Below are 23,238 nucleotides of genomic sequence, written 5' to 3'. Positions count from 1 at the left end.
TGGGCGATTAAAAAAGACTAGAGCCCCCTGAGCCAAGCTTCACTCGATTGGCGCCGATGTGGGACATAGATACACGTCTGTAAGTTTGATCGAGAAGATGCTGTGCTGGCTGGGGTTCTATGCATCCGGGGTCTGCGCCCACTCCTTATCGTGCGTGCTGGTAGGGTACGTGAGGCTTTCGCAACCAAGGGGATCAAGTCTCACTGGTCGGCGATCAACTCAGTCCTGAAGCTGATGTCAAGTCAAGATAAGTGCGAGGGAAATGCCGACCTGTAGCGCACGGGGGGACACCGACATTCGAGCGAGGTCGATTGCGCCGACCAATATGTGAGAAATCTTCAATATCTTGCTCGTCCAGACTCACATATCGATTGCACATGAGCCATTGTGTAACTGAAATCTCACTCGGGGCATTAGTAAATACGCACGTCGTACGCACTACTTTCAGTGCGTAGTGCGCAGCGAGCTGTTGTGATCCTGCTCGGGTGTACCTCGGCTTTTGTGGCGCTTAGAGCAGTTGGGAGCCGCAGCTTGGGCAGCAACAAACAATGAATTTAGTGCCTCGACCAGCAGGTCATCGGCGCTGCGGCAATGCCTTCGTCAATAGTCCCGCTTCGTGTACGACCCGCTCGTAGACCTTGGTGGCGCGACTTCTGCCAGAGATTAAAAGGGTGCCAGCGTCGTTGACCTCAAAGTAGTACCCGTCCACGGTTTGAGCACCATCTATACCCTTGGCAGGCACCCGCACCGCAGTAATCTGGTGGGAGTCAAACAGAAACCTTATCGTGGTGGTGTAGCCCTTGTTAGGAAACTCAACCCGGGAGATGGGCGAACCTGTGAACTCACTGCCCATGGCTGTAGCCAACACTCTGTCCGCTTGCTCATCGCTGAGTGGGAACATCGTAGGTGCAGCGCCTCCCACAGGCGCCATGGAGTTGGTGCTGGCACAGCCACTGAGGACGCCTGCGATGGCCAGCAAGCCAATCAGGGCCGCAGATCTCAAACAATTCAAACCTTGCATCTAGAGCTTCCTGGTTCGTGAAGTGGATAGGGTCGAGGGGAGACAGAATTTACTGACGAGCAGCCACAAGCGTCAGGCTGGCGCTTTGATTCAGTGCGGTCGCCAGGAGCGTGGATTGCCCACCTGCCGCCCAGGTCACCACAATGCCATCGAGCTTCTGGCCTGGCAGCGAGCATGGGGCTGCGCCGAAGGTCACGCTCAAGTCGAACACGTTCTTTTTGCTGGCGTGAGGCGCCACTGTTCCATTGCTATTGCAACCAGTCGTGCTATCCACAGTCTGGACAGCACCATTGGCGCCGACCAGGATTCGAGTGCTGCCTGAAGTCCACGATCCAGCAAGATCACTGAGGGAGGCCGCGCGGTGGTAGTCGAACGTGGTCTTAGGTATAGGAGTCAGGTTGTATGTGCCTGCCTGCGCACCGTTGAGCGCCAAATTTGCAGAGATTGAGCTGCCCGCCACGTAGGTCCCTTGAAGGGTGCCGGTGAATTGCCGGTTGGATGCGTAATCAACATAGCGGACGTTGTTGGACTGGAATTGGCCTGATCCACCCTGGGTCCTCGCATAGACCTGAACTGCTGGCGCACTCCTTAATGCGCCCACCAACCACAGCTGTCCATCGTCCAATACCACGGCATTCAACAGAGTGCCGTCAGGAGAGGTGCCTTGCCATGCTCCGCTAATGGCGGCCACATTCGTTGGGGTCCCTTGTCCACCGCCAGACCCGGTGTCCCCGTCGTCGCCCCCTCCACCGCAGGCAGCGAGAAATAGAGCCAGGGGCAGGATGGCCAAAGGTTTGAAATACATGATTCTCCTCCGATTGATGTGATTGCTACAAATCTACGTAATACGTAGAGAAATTGTATCGCTAATTTACGAAATTCGAAGGGTGTCAAAATCTCATGCACCCTCATCCAAGGCGATTACGCCCAGTGCCATCTTCGGCCTCAGGATGCGTGCCGCTCGCGAGCGCCTGGGTCTTCCGCAGGACCGTCTTGGAGTGCTGATTGGTATAGACGAGGGCAGCGCTAGTGCGCGCATGAGTCGATACGAGACGGGGGTGCATGCTCCGCCAGTTTCAATCGCACGCCGGATCTCTCAGGAACTGCGAGTGCCACTCGCCTATCTCTACTGTGACGATGACGATCTAGCTGAAGTAATTCTCAAGGCCGCTCAGTTGTCCCCGGTGGACCGGGTGGCCCTTCAGAGTTTCCTCGATGAGCGGGTGTATGGTCCCGTAGGTAGCAGTCACAACAAGGACAAGTGAGCTGAACTTTTCGCCGGAGCTTGTCGCAGTCGGAGGCTATGCTGATCAACTCGCTGCCCTCGGCGGCATCTGAAGCGCTCCTATGACGCCTTCACGGTGCTGAGTTGCCTCGGCTTCTCACCAGCTTTGCGGTCGAGCGCCCTGGGATTTCTAGCAGGAGAGATTGCCGGGCACGGGGTGATGCTATTTGAACCCAAGCTTCTACTAGCTTTTTAGAATGCAAATGCTCCCGTCAGCTTCCAAGAACGCGTACCTCACTTCTTGTCGTTCGCAGTCCGCCCCGCGTAGAGCTTTTTCTATGTCGTTTTGTGAAACTCGGTGTCGCTTGGGCACGGATTCAAAAATTTCGCCATCCCGTCCTAGAAGGATTGCTTCGCCCTCAAGCATTTTTTCTGCAACTCTTGATCTTGCAGTCAAAATGCCGACGAGCATATTGATAGCGATCAAGACCGCGCAGACCAAAAGGCCACCCCACAATGATTGATCCTTGCCAGTCATAGAAGGACCTGCGGCTTCGCTTACGAGCATAACGACAAGTAAATCGAAGGGAGTAAATTGGCCAACGGTGCGCTTGCCACTCAAGCGCATCATTAGAAGCAGCAGCACATAAACAGCCCCTGCTCGATTGATCAGCTCCATCGCTGGCAGCTCAAGATCCAGCACTTGACTTCCTTTCTACCGCTCCTCTTGAGCCTGCGGCTTTTACGTTGCATTTGAACGCTCTCTCGAGCTGCCCAAGCGCTTGCTGCTTTCGAACGGACGATTCCGCGGCTGTGCAATCTCGACGGGTCCAGACCTCGTATCCAGACATCCGCGCATCCATGGCCGTCAACGTCACGCACATGTCAGTTGCAAACCCCACAATGACAATGCGTTAAGCTTTCATCCTCAACGAATATGTGCGCCATGTTCGCCTGCTAGAGGGAGCCGCAGTGGCGCAAGAAAATGATCAATGTCAACTTCTGTAGCTGCGACGTGTTTTCGGATGGTTCCAAACCACCGAGTGGGTCGTAGATCGACATATTCAACCGATCCTGTGCAGGATCGACCTTGATCCCCTCGGCTACCGCTGACACCGCTGCCCGCGCGCCACAGCCCGCCGGCTTCAGCCAGTTGCGCTTCGACCTGCACGGCGCCACACGAACCGTCCGGTAGGCGTCCATGCGCACGGCCCTTCTTCGGTCAGATCTGGGTCGTTGGACAGCCATTCAGCCACATCCTCAACACCCGTTGACGTCACCGGCCGGCGCATCTTCGCCGGCTCCCAACCACCTCCACGAGGCCCGCCTCCGCAGCACCAGGCCTGCCGCTCCAGTACATCGCCATGTCGCACGCGCTCGAGGATCAAACCTTGCGTGCGGCAGCGCTGGCAGACATGCTCAAATTCACTCGTGGGGGCACTCCAGCCCGTGAGGTGACGCTCGCCGGCAAAAATATCCGCGCGCCCTCGGGCAAAGCCCGCCGCACGCGCGCGATCGCCTCCGCCTGGTCCACCACCTGACCCCCGGCTACTCGGTCTGGCCGTTAGCGAGCTGGATCGCAACTCCGGCCTCTTGCGGGCGAAGCTTGATCGGTTTGGTGCCTTTGGCGTTACGGCCGCGCAAAAGCAGCGCGACTGACGATGCTGTTTGCGCTGGGTAATCAGTAGATGAAGCAGAAGCAACTCATGGCCACGCAGGGATGAGAATGTTTAGACGCAGGACTGCTGCGATGTTGTGGTGCTACAACGGCTGAGAGAAATTTCTCTTGAAGTTAAGTTTTGCAAATATTTTTAAAATTAACCAAACTTTCACTTTTTCTTTAGAAGCTATAAATCTAAAGTGCCTAGTTGCTTCACGAATTTTTTCGTTGCATCTTGTTATTTGATCTATCGACTTATTAAGGGGGAGCTTATGAATACACGCCCATTAACCACCAAATCGGGCGATCCGAGACGTGGTAGTCCAAAGTTGCCCCTGCTTTCTATGGCGCTTCTGTGCCTAATGTCGGCAACTAGCGTACAAGCAGCACAACTGACATGTGGGAGCACGCCGTTGCGAGTGAGCACAACGTCGGCATCGGGTTGGACGAGCGATGCCAAGTACGCGACCGATCCAGGAGGTAACCCCATGGCCACAGTGCTGGACAAGCGGTGGACTGGGGCGGGCACCTATTTCGATCCAGTTGGAGTCATGCATGGCTCGGGCGCCGGTACGCTGGCCGGGCAGCCTCTACAGGGTCAATGGCTGTCATTTGGTACGGGGGGGGACGGGGATCCGGTTGTGAACGTTACCGGTGTCACCGCCAATGGGGCCTGGACTGCTGGTCGCGTGATGTTCATCCGTACCGAGCCCATCACCGTCGGGACCAATGTGGACCTGACCACCATCAAGATCGTTGGCACAGGCGGTGCCGACTTTGACGGGCGCTTCGTGGTCAAGCCCTCTACATTGCCCGGCGGTGTCTCCAACACCACCAACTGGTTCAAGAGCACCGCCATGATCAATGGCTGGACTGCACCGCAGGCCATCAATATGGAAGATGGCAACCTGGGCTTTTACTACGGCGACAACACCATTGGCGTTTCCCTGAGCGGCGATGGCACGACCGCGGTCTGGCCCACCGGGATGATGCTCGACGTGGAAATCACGGCGGACTGCCTGACCCCACCGGCACCGCAGCCTACGGCAGCCCTGATTTGCCCTGTTGGCAATACAGCAGGCCAGACAGTTCGCGTTGGCCCGTTCACCACCAACGCGCGTGACTGGAAATGGACCTGGCGCACAAATGCGGCGGGCACGGCTTTGGAGAATGTTGAGCAGCCCTTGTTCGACAACTATAGTTGGGCTGGTGCCTACGTCAATCCAGCAACGCTACCAGCAGGCGAGGAAACCAACGCTCGTTGGATTAGCCCTGGTACAACAAATCCGGGCGCAAGCGATGTTCCCGGGCTGCCTTATCCAGCGGCGACTGGACAGGCAAAGGCGGGTTACCACGCTTCCGTATTTGTGATGAATCAACCCATCACCGTGGGCAACAACGTGGATCTGGCGTCCATCAAGTTGGATGGTCGATTTGCGTTTGACGACTATGGCAATACCGTTTTTGTGCAGCCTGCGGGCGGAGCACCGGTCTTCGACAACTCGGGTCTCTATCTGCCTAACGGATATGATTCATTCGACATTGCCACGACGCCTAATATCCCGGGTTTCGCGCGTGGCCAGAACACTATTGGTCTGATGCTGGATGGTCTGCAAGCTACTAACGACTGCCCGAGTGGAGTATGTGCTATGGCTGCCATGGCAGACTTCTATGTGACAGCTGCGTGTACTGGAGTGGATCCTGTCGTGACGCCGCCTGCTGTAGCACCTACCCCCACTGCGGTGCCTGTTCTGGGCCTGGGTGGCCTGGGCCTGCTGGGCTTGCTGAGCGCTGGCTTGGGCGGCTTGGCGCTGCGCCGCCGTCAGCGGCCTTGATGTAATAGGGCTTAGCGAAAAAGGGGGAGTTGCACGAGCGTGCAATTCCCCTTTTTTTTTGGGCACAACGGTTCTAGTGCCAGAACATAGCCGCCAAGAAATTTCTCCATTTGTCCCTTTCCTTATCATGCGTAATAGAGGACGTTCTCCGGCTTGGCTGGTCTCTGTGTTTCAGTGAGAACTTCTCATTAAAATTACGGATTGCCCAATCACCATGGGCATGGCGCCTCACACGCAGATGGCCCGGCAGATGCAGAGGTGATGCAGGACTTGGATGACGCCGATAGCGTGCTGCGCAAGCACCTGGCCAACTGTCCCAAGAATCTGCAATGGTTTGCCCAGCTGGGCGGACAGTCGCGGCTGACCTATGATGGCGACCAGTGGCGCTTCCGCGCAGGGCTGTCGCAGCCGTCATTCAACCGTTACGGCCATGACCGCGGCGACGCCATCAGCGCCAGGCAGGCGCGCCGGATGGCCGGCCTTCTTGCCACCGACACCAAGGTGCCGCTGCTGGATGAGGATGCGATTCATGACAGCATCCTTTCTACCTTCACGGAGATGTTCCTGGACGTGGAGCTCGACAGGATACCCATGGCGCATGCCTCCCAGCCGGCTCCGTCGACCGAGTCGCGCCGGTTGCCCGTCACGCGGTGGCTGGACCGCACGATGCGCCCGAGCTTCCTGGTGTGGATGTGCAGCAATTCGCCTGCAACCTCGTGTTCGTAGCGACCACAGGCTCGGCAGGTTTCAGATCGCTCAGGCTGGACAGACCCGCGCGCCTGAGTACCCGGCTGACGGTGGACTCGCTCACGCTGCTGGCGGGGCAAGATTGCAGCATCCGGCGGCGGCGCATTTCCACGATCAAGAATGCCTTGGCCGCATCGATGCAACGCGGTGAGCGCCACGGTCATGAGGAGGTATCGGCCAAGGATTGCTCGCCATCGGCCAGATAGCGGCCCAGCCACCTCCTGGCCGTCGGCGGGGTACGCCGTGCAACGCGGCTGATTCGCAAGCGCCCAAACCTTCCTCGGTCATCTGTCGGCCTAGCTGGAGGCGAGGGGCATAGGTAAGTCAGGCATGCTTGTGAGTGTTCATCTGGAGCGGCTCTTTGAGAATTTGGTGTTTGGCAACTACCAGTCTCTCAAACCCGATCTGGATGACACCCCTCTACAACCCATTGAGGCTTCACAGCTAGTCCTTATGGCAAATATCTGCAGAGAGTGCCTTTGCAAATCTCATTGCACTCTTGGAGGTCTTGTCCGCACAGCTCCCTTCAACCTGCATACTCGATTCAGATATATGCTCGTGCAGCAAATGCGAAAGGCGATTAAATTCCTCCTTTTTTTTTGGTTTGGAAACCATTGAGCGGAGATCTTTAATATCACAATCAGCTTGATTGAGTTGCCTTATTAAAATGCGCTGCCATGACTCGTCTTGAGGTAAAATTTCAAGAAGAGCCTGAATTATATCTTCCAACTGCTCTATTAATGCGTTGGTATTCAAATATGAAAGCTTATAATTGGCGCCAACGGATGTTGGCTTGAATAATCCATTCATATTAATCCAAGTGAATTTGATAGAATGGCTTTTGCAACATAAGAAGTGGTTTAATTATTTTTAAAGTGGATAATTCTATTACTTATATAAGCACTTATCAAATTGAATGTAATTTGCAAGCCGTTCTGCGAGGATATTAAGGATTTAAGTGAAGCGGACAAGCCAAAGGTCGCATGAGGTGCAACGGGTTACTTGATCAACGTACGCAAGTGTATTTTTACCTATTTTTAATTCTTTTGTATTTGATTTTTTGCGAGAAAATTTGCTATGTTGACTGCTTCTAATCTAGACACATTCCAGCATTAGAGGGGCTAACACGACTGCTCAATAAAACCGTGAACAGATGATCGCAGATGCTAGCAACAGTAGCGTTTGATGAGTCTCCAGCTGAGGCTCGAAGCGGATCGCGAGATCATTGAACAGGCGCTGCATGGATATCGCTTGACCCACCAGCATAGCCTCGATTCCACGAAGATCTCCTCTGCAGACTGCTTCGGCTTGACGGTCAATGCTTTCCATGAGTTCGCGAAGACCTATGGAGGTAACTCCTAGATAACTCTCCGTGATAGAAGCATTCATAAGCCGGCCGCTGGTGAGCAGGTCAGCATTCGATGCGCGAGCAGTATTGGAGTTAGTTTCTGGTAATTTTTGAGGCATTGGATTGCAGCTCAAAGGTTGACTCTGCGGGTGGATTCGAAACTGGTCAAAGGAGTTCACCCGTTGGTTCTATAAGAAAGCTGACGCTGGAGCACACGGAATTGAGGGAACTGCTAACTCGGGTACATGCGATGGAAGTATTCGAGGAGGTCGGCTCGCACGGTCGTAGAAAGCTCGAGGCACTCTCGTCGCATCTGCTCCCGTGCTGCAGAGTTATCGCCGTGAAAGTCGCATGCCCGCATCGCGGCTTCCAACAGTTCTTCAGGTGAGACGTTCTTTTCAGTAACGTATGCGGCCCCTGCTGACGATACTGACGAAACTTCATGTTGGATCTCATAGACTCCTCCGGAAGGCACTGCCAAAACTGACGAAACCTGGCTTTCGTCAGTTCTGTCAGTGGGGCATTGACCATTGGTTTGAAAATGCGCTTTTGCACGCGCAAGCCAGCTCATATGGCCTCCCGATACCGAGGATTGATATGGAACCGGGTGGTCGGTCGTCCGCTGGCAGGTTCCGTTGGCACGCCTACGATCCATCCGTGCTCTTCCAAGCTGGCGAGCGCGCCTTCCGCCTGTAGGGTGGTCGTGAGGCCAGTCCATTGCTTTCTCACCACATCCCGCACCGTGAAGCCGTCTTCGAGTTTGCCCTCTGCAATCTTTCGCCCGACAGTGCACGCCGTGCCTACCTTCGCTGCCTCTACCAGCCCGTACACCCGGCGAGCATGCCCAGCAAGATACTCGCACCAAACCGCAGCTCGAAGAGCGCTATCTGCTCCCACCGGTCCCCAGTGGCCATCAACCAAATGCAAGATCAACGCAAGGGCACAGAAAAGCTTCTCATACTTTCCGTAGTGCTGGCGCAGCATGAGACTAGATTCATCAGGGATCAATTTCGTATTCAATGTCAGGCACCACTCCACAAACACACTTTGTGCAGCGTCATCGAAGTGGAAATGAGGTAGTTTCACGAAGTCATCCGCAGGAATTGCTCCGCTTTTCACTGGGTCAAGGTGAGCCAAACGTTCGAACAGATCACGTACGGCCTCTCGAGCACCCTCGGCAGGTTTGCGGTCACGCCAGTGCCACGCTACGGGCTCCGGATACACGAGCACCTGGAACCTCTGAATCCTTCCATCGTTATCAAGACTGCTCGCCATAGCGGACAAGTACCGCTCTAACAATTCGGGCTGAATGCCACCAAACACACTCAAACACAAGTTAGGAATGTGCAAGCTGCCTCTGGTGATACGGTCAATATTGAAGCTACCTGTTCCATTCCATCCTTCCAGGTAGAAAGATCGATCTCCTTCGCGCCCATCCTTCTCCCAGCTTGATAACAAGCCAACCAACTCATCACGCAAGACCAGGAGCCCTTGAGGATTGGTGGAGAGCAGGTCGCCCAGTTTTTCGACCGTGCTGTCGTTAGACTTAAAGCGGCGCACGCGGGGCTCTTCAGGAGCGATAAGTGCTTGCATGTCAGCTAATGCCGAGGCCATCTTGCGACCATCTCCGTTGCTGATGGCTGCCTTCTTCATGCTAGCTTTCACTACCGCTTGCTGGGCTTCAAACGCAGCTGCTTCCGCTTGAAATATCTTTTGATCCTTCGCCAGTGATTCGGCTTCCTTAGCCTCTAGCCGATCCAAATACCTTGTCACCGTACTCAGGGCCGGCGATTTCTTGCTGCTGGGATCACCCACGATGCCTCCGAAAAGGTTCGGCGTGACGATCCAGTCATCTCGTCGCTTGGGCTTAATAGCGCAGAGCGCACCGATCACAGACCCCAGGGACACGATCAAAGCGGCTGCGATGTAGTCCGGTGCGCAAGGCATCCTGTCCGCTTCGTCCAATACGAAACTGGCAAGAACGGGTGGCAACATAAGTTCGGCTTCAAACACCGGGGCTGGTGGCAGGTCATTTTTGATCTCCCGAGGAATGGGCCAAGTGCTCTCAAGGGCATTCCAAACATCCGTCTCTTGAATACTTGTCAGCATCCAAACCTCCTGGCCATGGCTATTCGCTGACTTGCGAGCGTGGCACGGGCTTCGTCATTAACGTTCACTGGCTTGTTCGCATGGCGGTCTGCATTGACGATGAACAGAATTCCCCGTTCGATTTCTGCTGCCTCGCGCAGACGCGATCGCGTGACGCCGGGAATAGGAATCGGTCTCCGCAGTTTTGGGTCGTCAGGGAAGAGATCGCCCACAGTCATTCCGATCGAGCTGGTCACCGCTTCAGCGGTACATCCTGCGTGGCAGTAAATCAGGATGCGTCCCCCGTCGCCCTCTCGGAGACTCAAGGACGGAGAGCGATCTTGATGGGCGGGGCAACGTGCCGCAAAGCCACACCCTTGTTTCCGCACCCCCTCCAGGCGGGAAAGAATTGTTTCGATCTTGACGTCAAAGTTGGACTGGACAAGCAAAGATCGTTTCACCGTAGCCTCCGAAACTCCGTGAGGTTGAAGTCAGGCTCTCCTCGACTGTGATTTCCTGAAAAGATTGACGACATCACCATCAGGCAACTCCCAACAGGCGACGAATGTCTGCGGTGGGCCACATCAGTCGTCCATGAACGCGAAGCGCCCTAAGGCCTGATGGAAAGTTTTCGGCAGATGCCCAACCTCGAAGAGTTTGCGGCTGACGATTTAGATAGTACGCCGCTGCTGCTGTGTTGACCGTGGGGCTGGTAACGTGCTCCAGCAGTGGGAACTGTGTGTTACAGGAAATGGCGGGTTGATTGGCTTGGGGAATCACTGGCATACATCCTTGAAAATTTGGATGTATTCACTATCCCTTTAAAGCGCCGATCTCCAATGCTTATCGGCTCTGTCGTCCGCTTGTTGGCTCTGACGTCCGCTTAGGGTCCGTCATGCGGCCGATGGCCTTCCGAATTGCATCCAGATCCGCGGGTTTCGTGTTGCCTTTGGCATCGTAGTAATCAATGGAGTTCGGCAGCACCATTGCGATGTCAATCGGTTTGTCCAATTGCCAGATATCCAAGACTTCACGAGCCGTGGGGCGATGCCCTCCTGCCTGGCGCACGTTAAAAAGCGTCTTGTACAGCGCGTTACCGTAGCCAACAAATCGTTCTGGTTTGTGTAGCTCCCATCCTGGCTCGGGAAGTCTTGCCGTCGCAGGTTTGTCAGTGAACACCTGCCGATCGCGACGACTTCCATTGTCAGAGGTGATTCTGAGCGCCTCTATATACTTATCAATCCACGGGTCGTACCGCCATCCGTGTCTTTTGGCGATTTGCAGCCATTCGAGTAGAGCCCTCTCACTGCCCTCTCCCAGGAATCCGCGCAGGAGTCGTCTTCTATTCTCAGGATCCATGAGGGCGATGCCGCCTACGTTCTCCTTCCAGCTAGTGGCATTCAGCCAGTCATCTGTGGTCTTCGCATTGACGGGGTTCTCGGCGCACAAGAGTTGCGCAGCCTCGAGTCCCGTTACGGTGGGTAGCCCCAACCAATACGACGCCCCTATGGTCGCGTCGTACCACCCAATCAACTGTTCCTGCTCCTCACAATGGGTTGCTCTGATCTCGTGACCAGCATCCGCCTCTCCTGCCACGGATTGTGGGATCGGCCCTTCAGAGGGTTGCTTTCTTTGCATCTGCCTAAGTGTACGGTTGCCAGATCAACAAAATCGATTGAAAGGTTGTGGCCGCAGCGGGTCTAGAAGACCGAAGCGAGACCTCTGCAGTCGCGTCTCCTCTGTTGACCTTTCATGCCCCGACGACTCGCAGAGTGGGATGCGCCTGCGCTGATTCGAAATCAACTCCAGCTTCCTTGAGCATCCAAGCCTCTATACGCACATGGTGCACCCTCAGCAAGTCCACCGGCCGTACTGTGTAATGCTTCTCCGCAGTGGCACTGGGCTTGTGACCTTGGATCTGTGCAACGATGCCAGCTGGAATTTCCAACCACTCCGTCAAGCTCTTGAAGCTACGACGCAGGCCATGAAGGCTTAGATCCTCGATGCCTGCGGTCTGACAAGCGCACGCGTGGTGACTGCGTGGCTCAGAGATATGACCGGTAGCGCTGGCCTGTACCACCTCTTCCACTGCTGCCAGTTCACCCTTAGCGGATGCCCGCCGCTCGCGCCGAGCCATATTCTTTTCATCCATACTCACAGTACGTGTGCTGGCAAACACCCATTCGTTTCGCCGAGGCAGTCCCCCTAGCAGGTACTTCACGTAGGGCGTCAAGGGGATCACCCGCGCCCCCTCCACCTTGTCTCTAATGGTCAAGCGCTGCCATTGGAGATCCACATCAGACCACCGCATGGGCAGAACTTCTCCCGGTCGTGCTCCGGTGAGAAGCATGACTTGCAGGGCCGCTGATATCACCGGGTTGTTGATCTTGCGCACTGCCGAGAACCAGTTTGGTAGCTGCTCGCGCAAGAGGTTATCTGTCTTGACTCTAGGCTTACCAAGCGCCTCGCGGGTCTTTCGTGTTGCAGCGGCTTTTGCCGAGGGCAACAACTGGGCGTACTCGGTCTGCTCACTACACCAGTTAAGAAACACCTTCAGAAGGCGCCACGCGAGACGGGCACTAGTTGGACGGGTTTGAGCCTCCTTGGCCGCCCATGCCTCAATCTTTGGGGCATCGAGGCTGCGCAGCGGCAGGCTCATAAGGCTATGCAAAGGCATGGCTATGGTGAGCTTATTGCCCTTGACACCGCGCTTGGCGACTTCTCCTCCTGCGCGCGCCAGTTTGATGTGGTCGCGGTAATGCAACTCACCCCAATGAGGGCGGCGAGCATTCAAGTACACGGCCCACACTTCACCAACGGTCAATGTCGCTGCGGCTGCATCTCGAACGGCCTGCTCGGCGGCAGTAACTTCCGCCGCTCTTTTCTTCTCCTGAGCAACTTGAGCCTCTCGCCGGACTTCTCTTGGATCGAAGCCCTCATCGATTTGTCGTTGCAGCTCTCGAGCCTTGGCTTGCGCGTCGGGGATCGTCCAGGCATCCGGACTACCGATGGTGATCCTAATGGTCTTCCCCTGCCAAAGACCCTGGAAAACGTACGACGGTCTGCCATCGGGCGTGATTCGAAGGCCCAGACCGCGGGCAGTGGCATCCCAGAGGAATGCCTGAGCCTTGTCAGGCGGACATTTGAATTTGGCCACCCTGGGCGCAGTGAAGGCTACTTTTGGCATGCTCGATGTAACGGCGGATGTAAGAGTTTTTCCTCGGAAACGAGGAATACCAATCAACACGTCGGCCAACCAAAATTAACACAACCTATTGATTTATATGAATTCTATCTACATAAATCGACATAGGCAAATACCCAAATTCAGGGAATCATAATCCACAGGTCCGCGGTTCGAATCCGTGAAGCGCCACCAATATAAACAACGACCTAGCCCAGCCTAACCCGCTGGGCTTTGTTGTTTCTGGGGTGCGTGTAGCTGCTGCGTAGCCATCGGGACAGTGTTCTTGACGGCCAGCAGTTGCCTATGCTAGATCGCAATTTCTGCAAGGTAAGACCAAGTCCACCGCATTGAATTTGCGAGCCCTACTGCTTTACACGGGCAACTTCAGCGCCTTCACAACGTGCGCCCCAACACGTTTCTGCGGTAAAAGCAGCGTGCTCATGCTGACTTACAGCCGCTTTAGGCTGACTGCGGACGCTCGCTTCGTTCGCGCGAATGCGCACTATCGACCATGAACAGTCCTTCAATGCAGAGAGTCGAGAGACGGCATCGGGCTGCCGTCCTTCGGTTCGTTCCGGCTTTGATACTGCTTCATGCGGGGTTGCAAACAAAGTTCTGGGAGTTGCGACGGTGGCGGGTAAGCGCGTAAGTGTCCAGAGAACGCGTGTTCTCTCATCTACGTCGGACAAAGAAAAACACCTCCAATCGGAGGTGCTTTTGAATGGCGGGGGAGTCTCTCTCGCCCTCATGTTGCTGATCGTCCCGAAACCCTCTTTTCCATCACGGTGGACTAAACGCCTTAACCCCCAGAGACTTGGCGCCGTTCACAGTGCATTTCACCTGGATCTTTTCAATCTTCATTTGCGTTTCCCTTTCTTGGCGTTGGCTTTGAATGAGAGGCTCGCCTGAACCTTCACGGAACAAGCGATAAAGGCGATTAGTCCACCGAGGAAATCTCCGGTCCCACCTACGTACAGCAGAGCAGGCAAGCTTTTTAACTGCGAGAATTATAGCGTCCCCTCTCTGCCGGACTATGAGTCTCGGCTTGTGGACTTGGCTGCGAAGCGTTCGTTTTCCGAGTCGATTCGAATGACGCGTATGCCTATGGGCCCACAACAGCCGGTCGAAGTTCAAATCAGGGTGTGCGATATCCGTCGTTCTGTGCATCAGCAAGCCACACGTTGACTGGACATGCCGCGCCGGCTTACGCGCTTAGGCAACCTCTTTGGACTGTGGAATGCTTTTCTCGTCGATAGCCAAATCACGGCTGAAGAACATCACTTCACTGCCTATGTAGCGTTTCTGCGCCGTGTAGTTCAGGGCATAGGTCAGTCTTTCGCTCATCTGATACATGGCGCAAATCTCCTCCACATTATCATACGAGACGACCCAAAGCCTTGAAAACTCCTGCGATTGCAATAGCTTAGCGATGGCCAAGTGGTCCTCGTGCATGTAGAAATTTCGGTAAAGCCCTCGGCCTTTTACATAGTAAGGCGGGTCAAGGTAGATCAGCGATGCGGTAGGAAGGAAGTCGCTGCATCTAGTCAGCAAGGCGTGCGCATCTTCGCAGTAGACAGAAATGTCATCGGCGCGATCAGCGATACGCTCAATGCGCGCGCTTAGCGTTGGCTTGTCGAGCCGGGCATCGAGTTTATATTCGCCCGTTTGGGCCATGCCCCCGATCACTCCAGCCTTTAGTATCCCGGAGCGGTTAGTCCGGTTCATGAACAGGGTTGCAAACCCCCTTTCGACCAGCGTAGCCTCGGTCTCGCCGCGCAGAACCCTCCTCCACCGAAACCACTGATCCATGTCGATGGGAGTGTCGTATAGCAGCCGAAGAAGCTGCTCCGGGTGGCGCGTCGCGCTGATCCAGAACGCGTTGATCGCCGGGTCGAGGTCGTTGATGTGGACGTGACATGCGTGCCCGTGAAAGAGCAGCTCCAACGCAACACCAGCGCCGCCCGCATACGGCTCCAGATAGTGCCCACCATCCAAGCCGTTGGCCTGCATCGTCTCGGCAATAAAGGGCGCGAAGCGTGCCTTGCCGCCGGGATAGCGTAGTGGCGTATATAGCTTGTTTGAATACATCGTCAGGTCATTCTGAGTATTAACCTCATTGGATGCTCGGCAGGCCCACCTGCTGATTGATCCTGTTGATTCGTTCAACGAACCTCAAGCGAAATTCGTCCTTCAAGGTCGAATGATCGCAGTAATCAGTGATGCAGCGCTTGAACTTGGCCTTGTCGGTATCTGCCCACGCCTTACATCGTTCGATCGGAGTCTTGGACTCGTCCATCACGTCAGCGATCTTTAGGGACTTGACTCCAGCGGCCTTGAATTCGGCCAGGAAGGAGTCCCGCTCCTGGTCAAACTTCTTAAAAAACTGATCGTCGTTGCCCAGGCCGAGAATGTGGACCATTATCCTGCGCTCAATGGCTATCGAGTCGCCATCGGGCAAAGTCAGGTAAAGAGCCGGGTCTTTAATCTTGGCCAGTTGAGACGCTTTGACATCGGCGTCGAACAACGCAAGAGAGCCCTGCAGTAGAAGCGGAAACTGTACGCAGAGCGAGCGCAGGGCCGACCAGCTTGTGCCGGGGTTGTCACCACCCGGATTCAGTGAACTGTGGAACTCCACCACCTGCAAAACGGCTTGTGATTTAATCAGCCGCTTGGCGAAATGGATGGCGTATTCATCCTCACAGAAGACCTTGACCTTGCGCGCTGCGGCGACCTTGGCAGGACTGGTGAGAGTCAACTCCTTATATGCAAGATCGTAGGGTGGGTTCTGGAGGATCGGGAAGTTGCCTTCGGTGGCGTCGGACTTGCTGATGAAGTTGACGACAATCCGTCCCGCCGAGAGATTAGGCGCGTGCTTCAAGTACAGGTGCTGGATCAGATGCAGCGAATGAGTCGAAATGACTACTTGCACCCTGTACCGCGCGCTCCATCGGTAGAGATAGTCCAGGAGGCGTAGTTGAGCCACGGGGTGTAGGCTGCTTTCGAACTCGTCGATGCAGAGGATTCCGTTGCCAGTCGTCTGCTCATTGACGAAGGCCCTTTGAAAGCCGAGGAGACGGTTGAAGATTGCCCCGAGGTTATCTTCCCCAGAGGAGATTGCCTGCCAGTTGTACTTCGCACCTGCTCCAGCCAAAGCGAAAGTCGTCTTGACCTTCTTCTGGTGAACCGGAACGAAGGCCTCGTAGTCGGAGCTTGGGAAGACGGTCTCGTAGAAGTCCTTGAGGTCGGCCGCCTCGGAGGTAGACAGGTCGAACGATCCGTCCGTCGCAGGGGCCGCATTGGTGTCGACCAGGGGGAATAAACGTTTGAGGTTCAGAAACGATGTGTTGTAGGCAAAGTTACCGTCACCCTTCTCCGCCCCTGAGACGACAACCCTATGGCGATTCGTTTTCTCTTGCACGCGGTAGATAGAAACCGGCTCGCTCAGGGTTTTGCCAGTCCCGGTGCGCAGCACAAGGTCGTATAGATAGTTTTCCTTGTCAAATTCCGGGGAGAGCTTGAACACTTCGTGCAAAGTCGTTTTCAAGTCCGCCCCGAACGCGTCCTTCGCCTCGCTCGAAAACGGATGCGCGAGGAGGCCCATCAGCGAGGTCTTCATCGTCCCGTTGCGGCCAGACAGGACGGTGACGTGCTCACCCATTACCAGGGAGCGCTCTCGAAATGAGCGGAAGCGCTCGATTCTGATCCCCAGGATTGACTTGATGGGGATGTCCTTGTTGTCCGAGTGACCTAGTTCCGTCTTGCGCTTGCCTGCGAGCATTGTGTTCATCAGATGTCAGTGTTTGTCTTGGATGGGCCTTCGGCGTGAGGCCGGCGTGCGGCCGATCCCCGCGCATTGCTCGGATACTCCTATTTTCGCAGAGAGGAGGAAAGGATCTTGCAGGCCGGTGGGGCAGAACAAGCGCAGTACGGCCGAAACCCAAGCTGCTCAACAGACGCACCTGAACGCTAGACTTCGGCTGTCGGCCAGGAGAAGGCCGCCGGTCCATGGGGTTTAATTTCTCGAAGGCGATTCATCACCGTAGGACGATATGCTTGAACTAGCGACAGAAGACTATGGCTCTGTGACCCATCTATTTAGGGCCGAGCACGTCGGCGCAGAGGTCGCGGGTATGGTTCTCGCGGGCAACTCGCAGGGCAAAGTGTTCGTCAGCGCTCAGGACGAAGACCAGGTGGCCTTCATCTATGACAACGGCTTTTGTGTACTAGCGGGCTCGATCCCGAATCCTGAGTTTGCAAGAGCGTGTCTTCAATGGCTCTACGACTATCGGCATCAGGATTTTTTCATCCTCTATCCGAGTCACGATTGTTGGCTGCCAATTCTCGAAGAAGCCAAGAGCGCTATAACGCAAAAAGTTCGGCGCGTTGCCTTTCAACTTGATAGGGAAAAATTTGAGGCATTGCGCTCGGATCCGCATCTTCCAGCGGACATTCGAGTGACCCCGATCAATGCGGCTTTGATGCGAAAAGTCGAGGCGACTGTGTACCCTTGGATGGGCGGCACTTGGAGGTCTGCAGTCGCCTTCGAGGAGCGCGGCATTGGGGTTTGCGCATCGACAGACGAAGGGGTTGTTAGTCTCTGCTATTCAGTCTTCGTCTCTCACGGCAGCTACGCCATTGACATACTGACGATTGAGAAGTTCAGACGGTTTGGGCTGGCAAGGGCTGTCGCTCAGATGTTCGTCGCCGAATGCATTCAGCGCGGGGTGCAACCAACCTGGGATTGCTACGAGAGCAATTTGTCGTCCATGCGCCTTGCGCAAGCGCTGGGTTTCCGGCGAACGCGCGAGTTTCTTGTTTATTCATGGAATCGGCAGGAGCGATGATTGGTTAGCCCACATCTAAATATACGAGCGGCCCCTTCGGGGCGAGGTGTAGAGCCGCTATGGGCCCCCTGCCGCCAGACCACATCGGGCAGAATTCGGCCAAGAGCGAAAGTTCGCCCGGCGTTGCTGCTTGCATTCAGCAGGCCGACGGCCCACGCAAGGCACCCGCCGGTCTCGGGAGAATGGCGGGTGCATGCCTCAACTGAATCCTCACACACACTCCCTCAAATTTAACGCCAACTGCTCGAAATGAAGCTTGCTAAGCCAATCCGCTCCAGGTGGGAGTGGCTACTGTGCCGATCGCGTGTCTTCGCGCTGCTGCTCCCATTCGGATGCGCTACCGCAGCGCCTGCTGCGCCGCTTGTCTTCCCGGAATCATCTTGGGCAGCAGCGCCCGAGACTGAACCAGGCAGCGGCTGTGGCCGCGACCTGGACGCCGCCCGCGGCTACATACGCACGCTGGACACGACAGCTCTCATCGCGGTGCAAGACGGCCGAGTGTTTTTCAGTGAAGGCCCGGTCCAGGCCGTGAGCATCGTGTTCTCGGTGCGCAAGAGCGTGCTCTCGATGATGTACGGCAAGTACGTGGCCAACGGCACCATCGACCTCGACCGCACGCTGGCCGACCTGGACATCGACGACTTGCGTGGCTTGCTGCCCATCGAGCGACAGGCGAGGCTGCGCGACCTGCTCGCCGCGCGCTCTGGGGTCTACCACCCAGCATCCAATGGCGGCGACGATGCGGCGGCAGCGCCCCCACGCGGCTCGCATCTACCAGGCAGCTACTTCTTGTACAACAACTGGGATTTCAACGCTGCGGGAACTGCCTTCGAACGTCTGACCAAGCGAAACATTTACCAGGCTTTCGCCGAGGATTTGGCAACACCTCTGCAGCTCGAGGATTTCAACTTGGCCCGCCATGCACACAGTGGCGATGCGCGGCGCTCGCAGCATTTGGCTTATCCCTTCTACCTTTCCACGCGCGACATGGCACGTCTGGGTTATTTGATGTTGCGCCAGGGAAATTGGCGCGGCCAACAGCTCGTGCCGGCTGACTGGGTCAAACAAATGACGAGCCAAACCACGGCCGCTGCACAGATGCATCCGCCGCACACGGCACGGCGTGGCTTCGGGTACGGCTACCTGTGGTGGTTGCTCGAAGAACCGCAGGACTCGCCCCTGAGCGGTGCATACATGGCGTGGGGCGTGCATGGACAGTACATCCTGGTCTTACCGAAACGCGATATGGTGATCGCGCACAAGCGCGAGGTGCCAGTAGCGGGTAACTGGAACGTCAGCTGGGTCGGGCCCGTGGCGTTCCTCCGCGCCGCGCGAATGCTGGCTGCAGCACGCTGCCGAGCGGAGGAGCAATGAGTCTGCTGCGCGTATGACGAATGGCGACTGATCCACCTTTCCGGCGACAAGCGAATGAGGCGGCCTCCTGAGCCGCTGGGATGCCTTCGAAATGGACATTCCCATCGGCTCAGCCCATCGGGACGTGTGACCAAGTTCATACTCCCCAGCAGCTTCCTGCCGTGGTGGATGAGGACAGCCCAGGCTTGCGTACCGTGGCTGATTTCGTTGCAGGTGAAACACGCGCCAGAAGCACGCACCCCCGCCATTGCGCTACCCAAGGCTCCTCGCGAAGTCGGAAGGTTCGCTGCGCATAGCTCTTGCCCATGCTGCTGGGCGAGCTTTTCCAACTGGTCTAGGCTTAGGTGGGCCATGATTGCTTTTGAGGTCGCGCCTTGGAACAGCGGCATCGCACGTCCGCGCTCGTAGCAGGCAGCTGCCGGCGCCGATGGCCCTCGCACCTCGCGAATGCAAACGACCTTGAGCCCATGCAGCCGCGACAGCAGAACCGTTGCGCCGGTGCGTGCGGATAGGCTGTCCATAATCTCGCCTGCTGCGCACGGCGTACTGACAACACACCCGAGAACAAAGAAGCCCGCATCAGCGGGCTTCTTCCATTGGGAGCCGTAGGCCTCAGACCCTCACGCTACCACCCCCAGCGATGCGAATACTGTCCAGCAACGGCAGCCCATAGAACCACAGTTCAAACACCGCCAAGAACGCCCCGAACCCGGCACTCAAGTACGTCCTACAAGAAGTTGTTCAGCTTCCTGCCCATCATCACGTTGGTGACGTGCGCTCGCCAATCTGAATCAGCGAATACTTCGCCCTCGGGTTGGTCTTCAAGCAGTTTCATCACCTCTTTCTTCAGTCTTTGATTTGCTTGACCACCACAGATGCTTTCATGGACGCGGACCAGCCGCCACTCAACGGGGCATCGCTGACATTTGCACAGAAGGACCGCGGATTTCCACCGACTGGCAAATAAGAAGTACCTTGGCGGAACACCAGGCCACGGGTGATCGTGGTTTCGTCGGCATTGGCAAGGCTGGTGCGGTCAAAGACGGTGAAGCCGAGCTTGGCTTCAATCGCATCCATTGCAGGCACGGCCCGGGCCTCGCCATTGGTCTTGACGGGAATGGGCAAACGCCAGCGTTTCACCCGCCCGTCCGAATCCTTCTATCTCTACTACCCCAACCGGGCGCAGATGCCCGGCAAGCTGCGGGCGCTCTTCCAGTTCATGCAGGCCGTGAACTGGACCGAGCCGCCATGAGACCTCACGCTCGCGCCAGTCTCGGTTGCGATGGCCAAGCGTGCTGCCGCGTCAGGTCTCGGGTTTGGCGACTCTCGCCAGCTGGCGGGACTCCGCGAGATGCCTGAACGGCGGCGCGCCGAAGTGCCTGCTGTACTCTCGGCTGAAATGCGACTGGCTCTGGTAGCCCACGGCAAACCCCGCGCTCCCGACGTCCAGCCGCTCGACGAGCATGAGGCGGTGAGCCTCATGCAGCCGGACCTGCTTCTGGTACTGCAGCGGCGTCATCGCCGTCATCTCCTTGAAACGGTGATGCAGCGAGGACACACTCATACCCACGAACCTGGCCAACTCCTGCATCCGCAGCGGACGCATGTAGTTTTCCTGCAGCCAGGAGACTGCCCGGTAGATGCGGTTGCCTGGCGATTCGGACAAGGCGATGTCCAGCAGTTGCGGTCCCGCCGGCCCCTGTAGGACGCGATAGAGGATTTCCTGCTCCATCAGCGGCGCCAGTGCCGCGATGTCGTCAGGCGAATCGATCAGGTGCAAGAGCCTGAGGACGGCATCGAGCAGTTCCTGGCTGGCCTGATGAACCGAGACGCTGCGCAACGGGCTTCGCTGGCGCACCCCTGCGAGCCCGGGCATACGTCCCATGACTTCCTTGACGCGGACCGGGTTGATGGCCATGCCCAATCCGAGATAGGGCGAGGACGGGCTCGCCTTGGTCACGGCAGAGACCACTGGCAGGTCAAGCGACACAATCAGGTAGTCGCCCACGCCATAGAAGTAGACCTCGTCCCCGATCCCGACGCTCTTCTGGCCTTGCACGACCATCGCCAGGCAAGGCCACTGCGAAAGCTGCATGGGCGATGTCGGCGAAGCGCCCCAGCCGAAGTGCAGCCCGTCGATCGCACAGTTGCTCGGCCCATGTGTCCTTCCAGCGTGTCGCGATACGAGCGCTGCCAACTCACCGAAGGTGTCGTCCGCCTTGTTCATGCCCATGTCTGGAGTATCGCAGCTCGATTGCTCGCCGAGCAGGATTGAGCATGTAGAGATTATCTCGAATTTTATAAGAACCCCTGCAGAGCCAGAAAACAAGGGGATATTTAGCGGATCGGTACGGAGCCATTTTCCTCCGTCTTTGAAGATTTGCAGGATCGGGCAAAACATCTGCAGGATGCTTGTAACGCCAAGACCTCGCGACATTGCACAGTAGTCTCCTTCTCGGGCCGCAGCCCGACACACCACAGGATCGGAGCCTTTGATGCCCTCGGAACAGAAAGTCATTCTCGTCACTGGCGCAAGCAGCGGCATCGGCGAGGCCACCGCACGCTTGCTGGCCTCTCAAGGCCACACGGTCGTCCTCGGCTCTCGCAGATTGGATCGCATTGACCGTATCGCGGCAGAAATTCGGGGTTGCGGCCATGCAGCGAGCGCCCAGCAACTCGACGTTACCGACCGCGCTGACGTCGATTCGTTCGTCAAGTTCGCACATACCCGGCACGGCCGCATCGATGTGCTGGTTAACAACGCGGGCGTCATGCCCCTCTCGCGTCTTGACGAGCTCAAGGTGGACGAATGGGAGCGAATGATCGATGTCAACCTGCGCGGCGTCCTCTACGGCATCGCCGCAGTGTTGCCCATCATGACGGCCCAGAAGTCGGGGCACGTGATCAACATTGCCTCTGTTGCTGCCCGCAGTGCTGGCCCCACCACTTCGGTCTACAGCGCGACCAAATACGCCGTTCGGGCCATCACCGAGTCCTTGCGCACCGAGACGCCAATCCTGCGCGCGACGCTGGTCAGCCCGGGCATTACTCAGACGGAGCTCTTCGATAGCATCAGCTCTGCCGCCACCCGGGACATGTTCCAGGGGCTGACCCAGATCGCCATTCCCGCGCTCGCTATCGCCGAAGCCATCGCCTTTGCCGTTGCTCAACCGGCGAGCGTCGACATCAACGAGCTCGTTGTCCGCCCCACTGCACTGCAGCTCTGAAATCGCCAGCCATGACCGAGGCACTTGAGATAGCCACCTTCCGGCTCAAGAAGAAGCACTCTCTTGAGGAGTTCGTCGCTGCAAACAAAGTCATTGATGCTTGGCTCGCCACCCGTGCTGGGTTCCGGTTTCGGCGGCTAGCCGTGAAGGGGAACGGTACTCTGGTGGACGTGATGCTCTGGGCTTCAGTTGCCGATGCCCGAGGTGCCATGGATCACCTGACACAGGCACTCGCCGCGGGCAAAGTCCTGGACATGCTCGACATGCGCACCCTGGATTGGGAGCTCATCGAGATCGGTCACGGCGTTACAGGCCAAGGGGCGTCGAGCATCAACACGCAGTGTTGAGAAAGGAAGTTCAGCGCTTTCACAATTGCGCCCCCAACAAGATCCTGCGGTTAAGAGCAGCGTAGCCATGCGGATTTCCTGCCGCTTTAGGCTGATCTGAGTCATTCACGGTCCGTTGCCTGTGCGGCAGCAACAATCAACACCAGTCGTTGAGCGTTGCCTGTCCTAGACGGCCGCTTCAGCATCGGGACCGGACGCTTGATTGTGCGGTTCGCCACGTACCAGCTCGAAGGACTGCTACTGCGTGCCGCGATAGGCTCGTGTCGACCCAAAGCGGGTGTAGGCGTCGCGAGATTCAACGCCGCGAAGCGGACATTCATAGCGTCAAGCATGCC

22 protein-coding genes and 2 pseudogenes are annotated in these 23,238 nt (G+C 56.7%); 9 read left to right on the top strand and 15 right to left on the bottom strand.

Translation table 11 applies throughout. The features are described 5' to 3' along the window. Positions 1 to 574: 574 nt before the first annotated feature. Together G518_RS0117415 and G518_RS0117410 are read right to left on the bottom strand one after the other, a co-directional pair. Entirely contained in the window at positions 575 to 1,021 is a 447-nt protein-coding gene (locus G518_RS0117415; RefSeq protein WP_028603652.1) for a hypothetical protein, read from the bottom strand. Between the two features lie 49 nt (positions 1,022 to 1,070). Then, entirely contained in the window at positions 1,071 to 1,826 is a 756-nt protein-coding gene (locus tag G518_RS0117410) for a hypothetical protein (RefSeq protein ID WP_028603651.1), read from the bottom strand. Between the two features lie 82 nt (positions 1,827 to 1,908). Between G518_RS0117410 and G518_RS0117405 the strand changes: the two genes are divergently transcribed. Further along, entirely contained in the window at positions 1,909 to 2,286 is a 378-nt protein-coding gene (locus tag G518_RS0117405) for a helix-turn-helix domain-containing protein (protein WP_245597999.1), read from the top strand. 204 nt (positions 2,287 to 2,490) lie between these two features. Here G518_RS0117405 and G518_RS0117400 read toward each other — a convergent pair whose 3' ends face one another. Further along, entirely contained in the window at positions 2,491 to 2,949 is a 459-nt protein-coding gene (locus G518_RS0117400) for a DUF421 domain-containing protein (protein WP_028603649.1), read from the bottom strand. Further along, positions 2,936 to 3,148, bottom strand: a complete 213-nt coding sequence (locus G518_RS39400; protein WP_425414292.1) for an isochorismatase family protein — start codon at positions 3,146 to 3,148, stop codon at positions 2,936 to 2,938. Before G518_RS39400 ends, G518_RS0117400 begins: the two co-directional genes overlap by 14 nt. 462 nt (positions 3,149 to 3,610) lie before the next feature. Here G518_RS39400 and G518_RS40030 point away from each other — a divergent pair, with 462 nt between their 5' ends. Continuing rightward, entirely contained in the window at positions 3,611 to 3,787 is a 177-nt protein-coding gene (locus G518_RS40030) for a hypothetical protein (protein WP_156909443.1), read from the top strand. A gap of 607 nt (positions 3,788 to 4,394) precedes the next feature. Beyond that, entirely contained in the window at positions 4,395 to 5,741 is a 1,347-nt protein-coding gene (locus tag G518_RS0117385; protein WP_028603647.1) for a hypothetical protein, read from the top strand. A gap of 602 nt (positions 5,742 to 6,343) precedes the next feature. Here the strand turns inward: G518_RS0117385 and G518_RS41050 are convergent. Together G518_RS41050 and G518_RS0117370 are read right to left on the bottom strand one after the other, a co-directional pair. After that, positions 6,344 to 6,776, bottom strand: a pseudogene (locus G518_RS41050) (transposase family protein); the annotation flags it as partial. 156 nt (positions 6,777 to 6,932) lie between these two features. Further along, the gene (locus tag G518_RS0117370; RefSeq protein ID WP_156909440.1) at positions 6,933 to 7,244 is read right to left on the bottom strand and encodes a hypothetical protein; all 312 of its coding nucleotides are present in this window, start codon (positions 7,242 to 7,244) and stop codon (positions 6,933 to 6,935) included. A gap of 429 nt (positions 7,245 to 7,673) precedes the next feature. Here G518_RS0117370 and G518_RS40445 point away from each other — a divergent pair, with 429 nt between their 5' ends. Next, positions 7,674 to 7,850 (top strand): hypothetical protein, encoded by a 177-nt coding sequence (locus tag G518_RS40445; RefSeq protein WP_169457961.1) that lies wholly within the window; start codon positions 7,674 to 7,676, stop codon positions 7,848 to 7,850. A gap of 553 nt (positions 7,851 to 8,403) precedes the next feature. Here the strand turns inward: G518_RS40445 and G518_RS35625 are convergent. The 6 genes from G518_RS35625 to G518_RS0117335 all read right to left on the bottom strand — a co-directional run bounded on the left by G518_RS35625 (position 8,404) and on the right by G518_RS0117335 (position 16,898). Beyond that, positions 8,404 to 9,945 carry a YfjI family protein gene (locus G518_RS35625; RefSeq protein WP_051236920.1) on the bottom strand — a complete coding sequence of 514 codons (1,542 nt, stop codon included), beginning with the start codon at positions 9,943 to 9,945 and terminating at the stop codon, positions 8,404 to 8,406. After that, the gene (locus G518_RS35620) at positions 9,939 to 10,385 is read right to left on the bottom strand and encodes a hypothetical protein (protein ID WP_156909439.1); all 447 of its coding nucleotides are present in this window, start codon (positions 10,383 to 10,385) and stop codon (positions 9,939 to 9,941) included. Before G518_RS35620 ends, G518_RS35625 begins: the two co-directional genes overlap by 7 nt. A gap of 382 nt (positions 10,386 to 10,767) precedes the next feature. Next, positions 10,768 to 11,562 (bottom strand): hypothetical protein, encoded by a 795-nt coding sequence (locus tag G518_RS0117350; RefSeq protein ID WP_028603642.1) that lies wholly within the window; start codon positions 11,560 to 11,562, stop codon positions 10,768 to 10,770. 112 nt (positions 11,563 to 11,674) lie between these two features. Beyond that, on the bottom strand, positions 11,675 to 13,111 hold the full coding sequence (locus G518_RS0117345; protein ID WP_028603641.1) for a tyrosine-type recombinase/integrase: 1,437 nt from the start codon (positions 13,109 to 13,111) through the stop codon (positions 11,675 to 11,677). Between the two features lie 1,212 nt (positions 13,112 to 14,323). Next, positions 14,324 to 15,199 (bottom strand): DNA adenine methylase, encoded by an 876-nt coding sequence (locus G518_RS0117340; protein WP_028603640.1) that lies wholly within the window; start codon positions 15,197 to 15,199, stop codon positions 14,324 to 14,326. Between the two features lie 25 nt (positions 15,200 to 15,224). Next, positions 15,225 to 16,898 carry an AAA family ATPase gene (locus G518_RS0117335; protein WP_084651927.1) on the bottom strand — a complete coding sequence of 558 codons (1,674 nt, stop codon included), beginning with the start codon at positions 16,896 to 16,898 and terminating at the stop codon, positions 15,225 to 15,227. A 262-nt stretch (positions 16,899 to 17,160) separates the two neighbouring features. Between G518_RS0117335 and G518_RS38580 the strand changes: the two genes are divergently transcribed. Both G518_RS38580 and G518_RS0117325 read left to right on the top strand, forming a co-directional pair. Further along, complete coding sequence (locus G518_RS38580; protein ID WP_028603638.1) at positions 17,161 to 17,955, top strand: GNAT family N-acetyltransferase; 795 nt, start codon at positions 17,161 to 17,163, stop codon at positions 17,953 to 17,955. 249 nt (positions 17,956 to 18,204) lie between these two features. Next, complete coding sequence (locus tag G518_RS0117325; RefSeq protein WP_028603637.1) at positions 18,205 to 19,329, top strand: serine hydrolase domain-containing protein; 1,125 nt, start codon at positions 18,205 to 18,207, stop codon at positions 19,327 to 19,329. Positions 19,330 to 19,502: 173 nt separating this feature from the next. Here the strand turns inward: G518_RS0117325 and G518_RS41555 are convergent. After that, a pseudogene (locus G518_RS41555) lies at positions 19,503 to 19,850 on the bottom strand (IclR family transcriptional regulator domain-containing protein); the annotation flags it as partial. A 325-nt stretch (positions 19,851 to 20,175) separates the two neighbouring features. Next, entirely contained in the window at positions 20,176 to 20,406 is a 231-nt protein-coding gene (locus G518_RS0117315) for a hypothetical protein (RefSeq protein ID WP_156909438.1), read from the bottom strand. Between G518_RS0117315 and G518_RS40680 the strand changes: the two genes are divergently transcribed. Next, complete coding sequence (locus G518_RS40680; RefSeq protein ID WP_211231732.1) at positions 20,387 to 20,581, top strand: hypothetical protein; 195 nt, start codon at positions 20,387 to 20,389, stop codon at positions 20,579 to 20,581. The genes G518_RS0117315 and G518_RS40680 overlap by 20 nt on opposite strands. Before the next feature lie 51 nt (positions 20,582 to 20,632). Here the strand turns inward: G518_RS40680 and G518_RS0117305 are convergent, their stop codons facing one another. Then, the gene (locus G518_RS0117305; RefSeq protein WP_211231731.1) at positions 20,633 to 21,730 is read right to left on the bottom strand and encodes an AraC family transcriptional regulator; all 1,098 of its coding nucleotides are present in this window, start codon (positions 21,728 to 21,730) and stop codon (positions 20,633 to 20,635) included. 94 nt (positions 21,731 to 21,824) lie between these two features. Here G518_RS0117305 and G518_RS0117300 point away from each other — a divergent pair, with 94 nt between their 5' ends. Together G518_RS0117300 and G518_RS0117295 are read left to right on the top strand one after the other, a co-directional pair. Next, on the top strand, positions 21,825 to 22,556 hold the full coding sequence (locus G518_RS0117300; protein ID WP_028603634.1) for an SDR family oxidoreductase: 732 nt from the start codon (positions 21,825 to 21,827) through the stop codon (positions 22,554 to 22,556). Between the two features lie 11 nt (positions 22,557 to 22,567). Further along, entirely contained in the window at positions 22,568 to 22,903 is a 336-nt protein-coding gene (locus G518_RS0117295) for a hypothetical protein (RefSeq protein WP_028603633.1), read from the top strand. Positions 22,904 to 23,238 lie beyond the last annotated feature (335 nt).

This window comes from Ottowia thiooxydans DSM 14619, assembly GCF_000422885.1.
In the GTDB taxonomy this organism is placed as follows: Bacteria; Pseudomonadota; Gammaproteobacteria; order Burkholderiales; family Burkholderiaceae_C; genus Ottowia; species Ottowia thiooxydans.
This window is presented reverse-complemented; position numbering and strand designations above follow the sequence as displayed.

Excerpts from the sequence above, each read along its gene's own strand:
- G518_RS0117350 (WP_028603642.1), bottom strand. The coding sequence starts at position 11,562 with ATGCAAAGAAAGCAACCCTCTGAAGGGCCGATCCCACAATCCGTGGCA.
- G518_RS40445 (WP_169457961.1), top strand. The coding sequence starts at position 7,674 with ATGAGTCTCCAGCTGAGGCTCGAAGCGGATCGCGAGATCATTGAACAG.
- G518_RS40030 (WP_156909443.1), top strand. The coding sequence starts at position 3,611 with ATGTCGCACGCGCTCGAGGATCAAACCTTGCGTGCGGCAGCGCTGGCA.
- G518_RS0117315 (WP_156909438.1), bottom strand. The coding sequence starts at position 20,406 with ATGGATGCGATTGAAGCCAAGCTCGGCTTCACCGTCTTTGACCGCACC.
- G518_RS0117340 (WP_028603640.1), bottom strand. The coding sequence starts at position 15,199 with ATGTATTCAAACAAGCTATATACGCCACTACGCTATCCCGGCGGCAAG.
- G518_RS0117300 (WP_028603634.1), top strand. The coding sequence starts at position 21,825 with ATGCCCTCGGAACAGAAAGTCATTCTCGTCACTGGCGCAAGCAGCGGC.
- G518_RS0117335 (WP_084651927.1), bottom strand. The coding sequence starts at position 16,898 with ATGAACACAATGCTCGCAGGCAAGCGCAAGACGGAACTAGGTCACTCG.
- G518_RS0117325 (WP_028603637.1), top strand. The coding sequence starts at position 18,205 with ATGAAGCTTGCTAAGCCAATCCGCTCCAGGTGGGAGTGGCTACTGTGC.
- G518_RS0117345 (WP_028603641.1), bottom strand. The coding sequence starts at position 13,111 with ATGCCAAAAGTAGCCTTCACTGCGCCCAGGGTGGCCAAATTCAAATGT.
- G518_RS0117305 (WP_211231731.1), bottom strand. The coding sequence starts at position 21,730 with ATGTTTTGCCCGATCCTGCAAATCTTCAAAGACGGAGGAAAATGGCTC.
- G518_RS0117410 (WP_028603651.1), bottom strand. The coding sequence starts at position 1,826 with ATGTATTTCAAACCTTTGGCCATCCTGCCCCTGGCTCTATTTCTCGCT.
- G518_RS0117295 (WP_028603633.1), top strand. The coding sequence starts at position 22,568 with ATGACCGAGGCACTTGAGATAGCCACCTTCCGGCTCAAGAAGAAGCAC.
- G518_RS38580 (WP_028603638.1), top strand. The coding sequence starts at position 17,161 with ATGCTTGAACTAGCGACAGAAGACTATGGCTCTGTGACCCATCTATTT.
- G518_RS35625 (WP_051236920.1), bottom strand. The coding sequence starts at position 9,945 with ATGCTGACAAGTATTCAAGAGACGGATGTTTGGAATGCCCTTGAGAGC.
- G518_RS0117385 (WP_028603647.1), top strand. The coding sequence starts at position 4,395 with ATGGCCACAGTGCTGGACAAGCGGTGGACTGGGGCGGGCACCTATTTC.
- G518_RS0117415 (WP_028603652.1), bottom strand. The coding sequence starts at position 1,021 with ATGCAAGGTTTGAATTGTTTGAGATCTGCGGCCCTGATTGGCTTGCTG.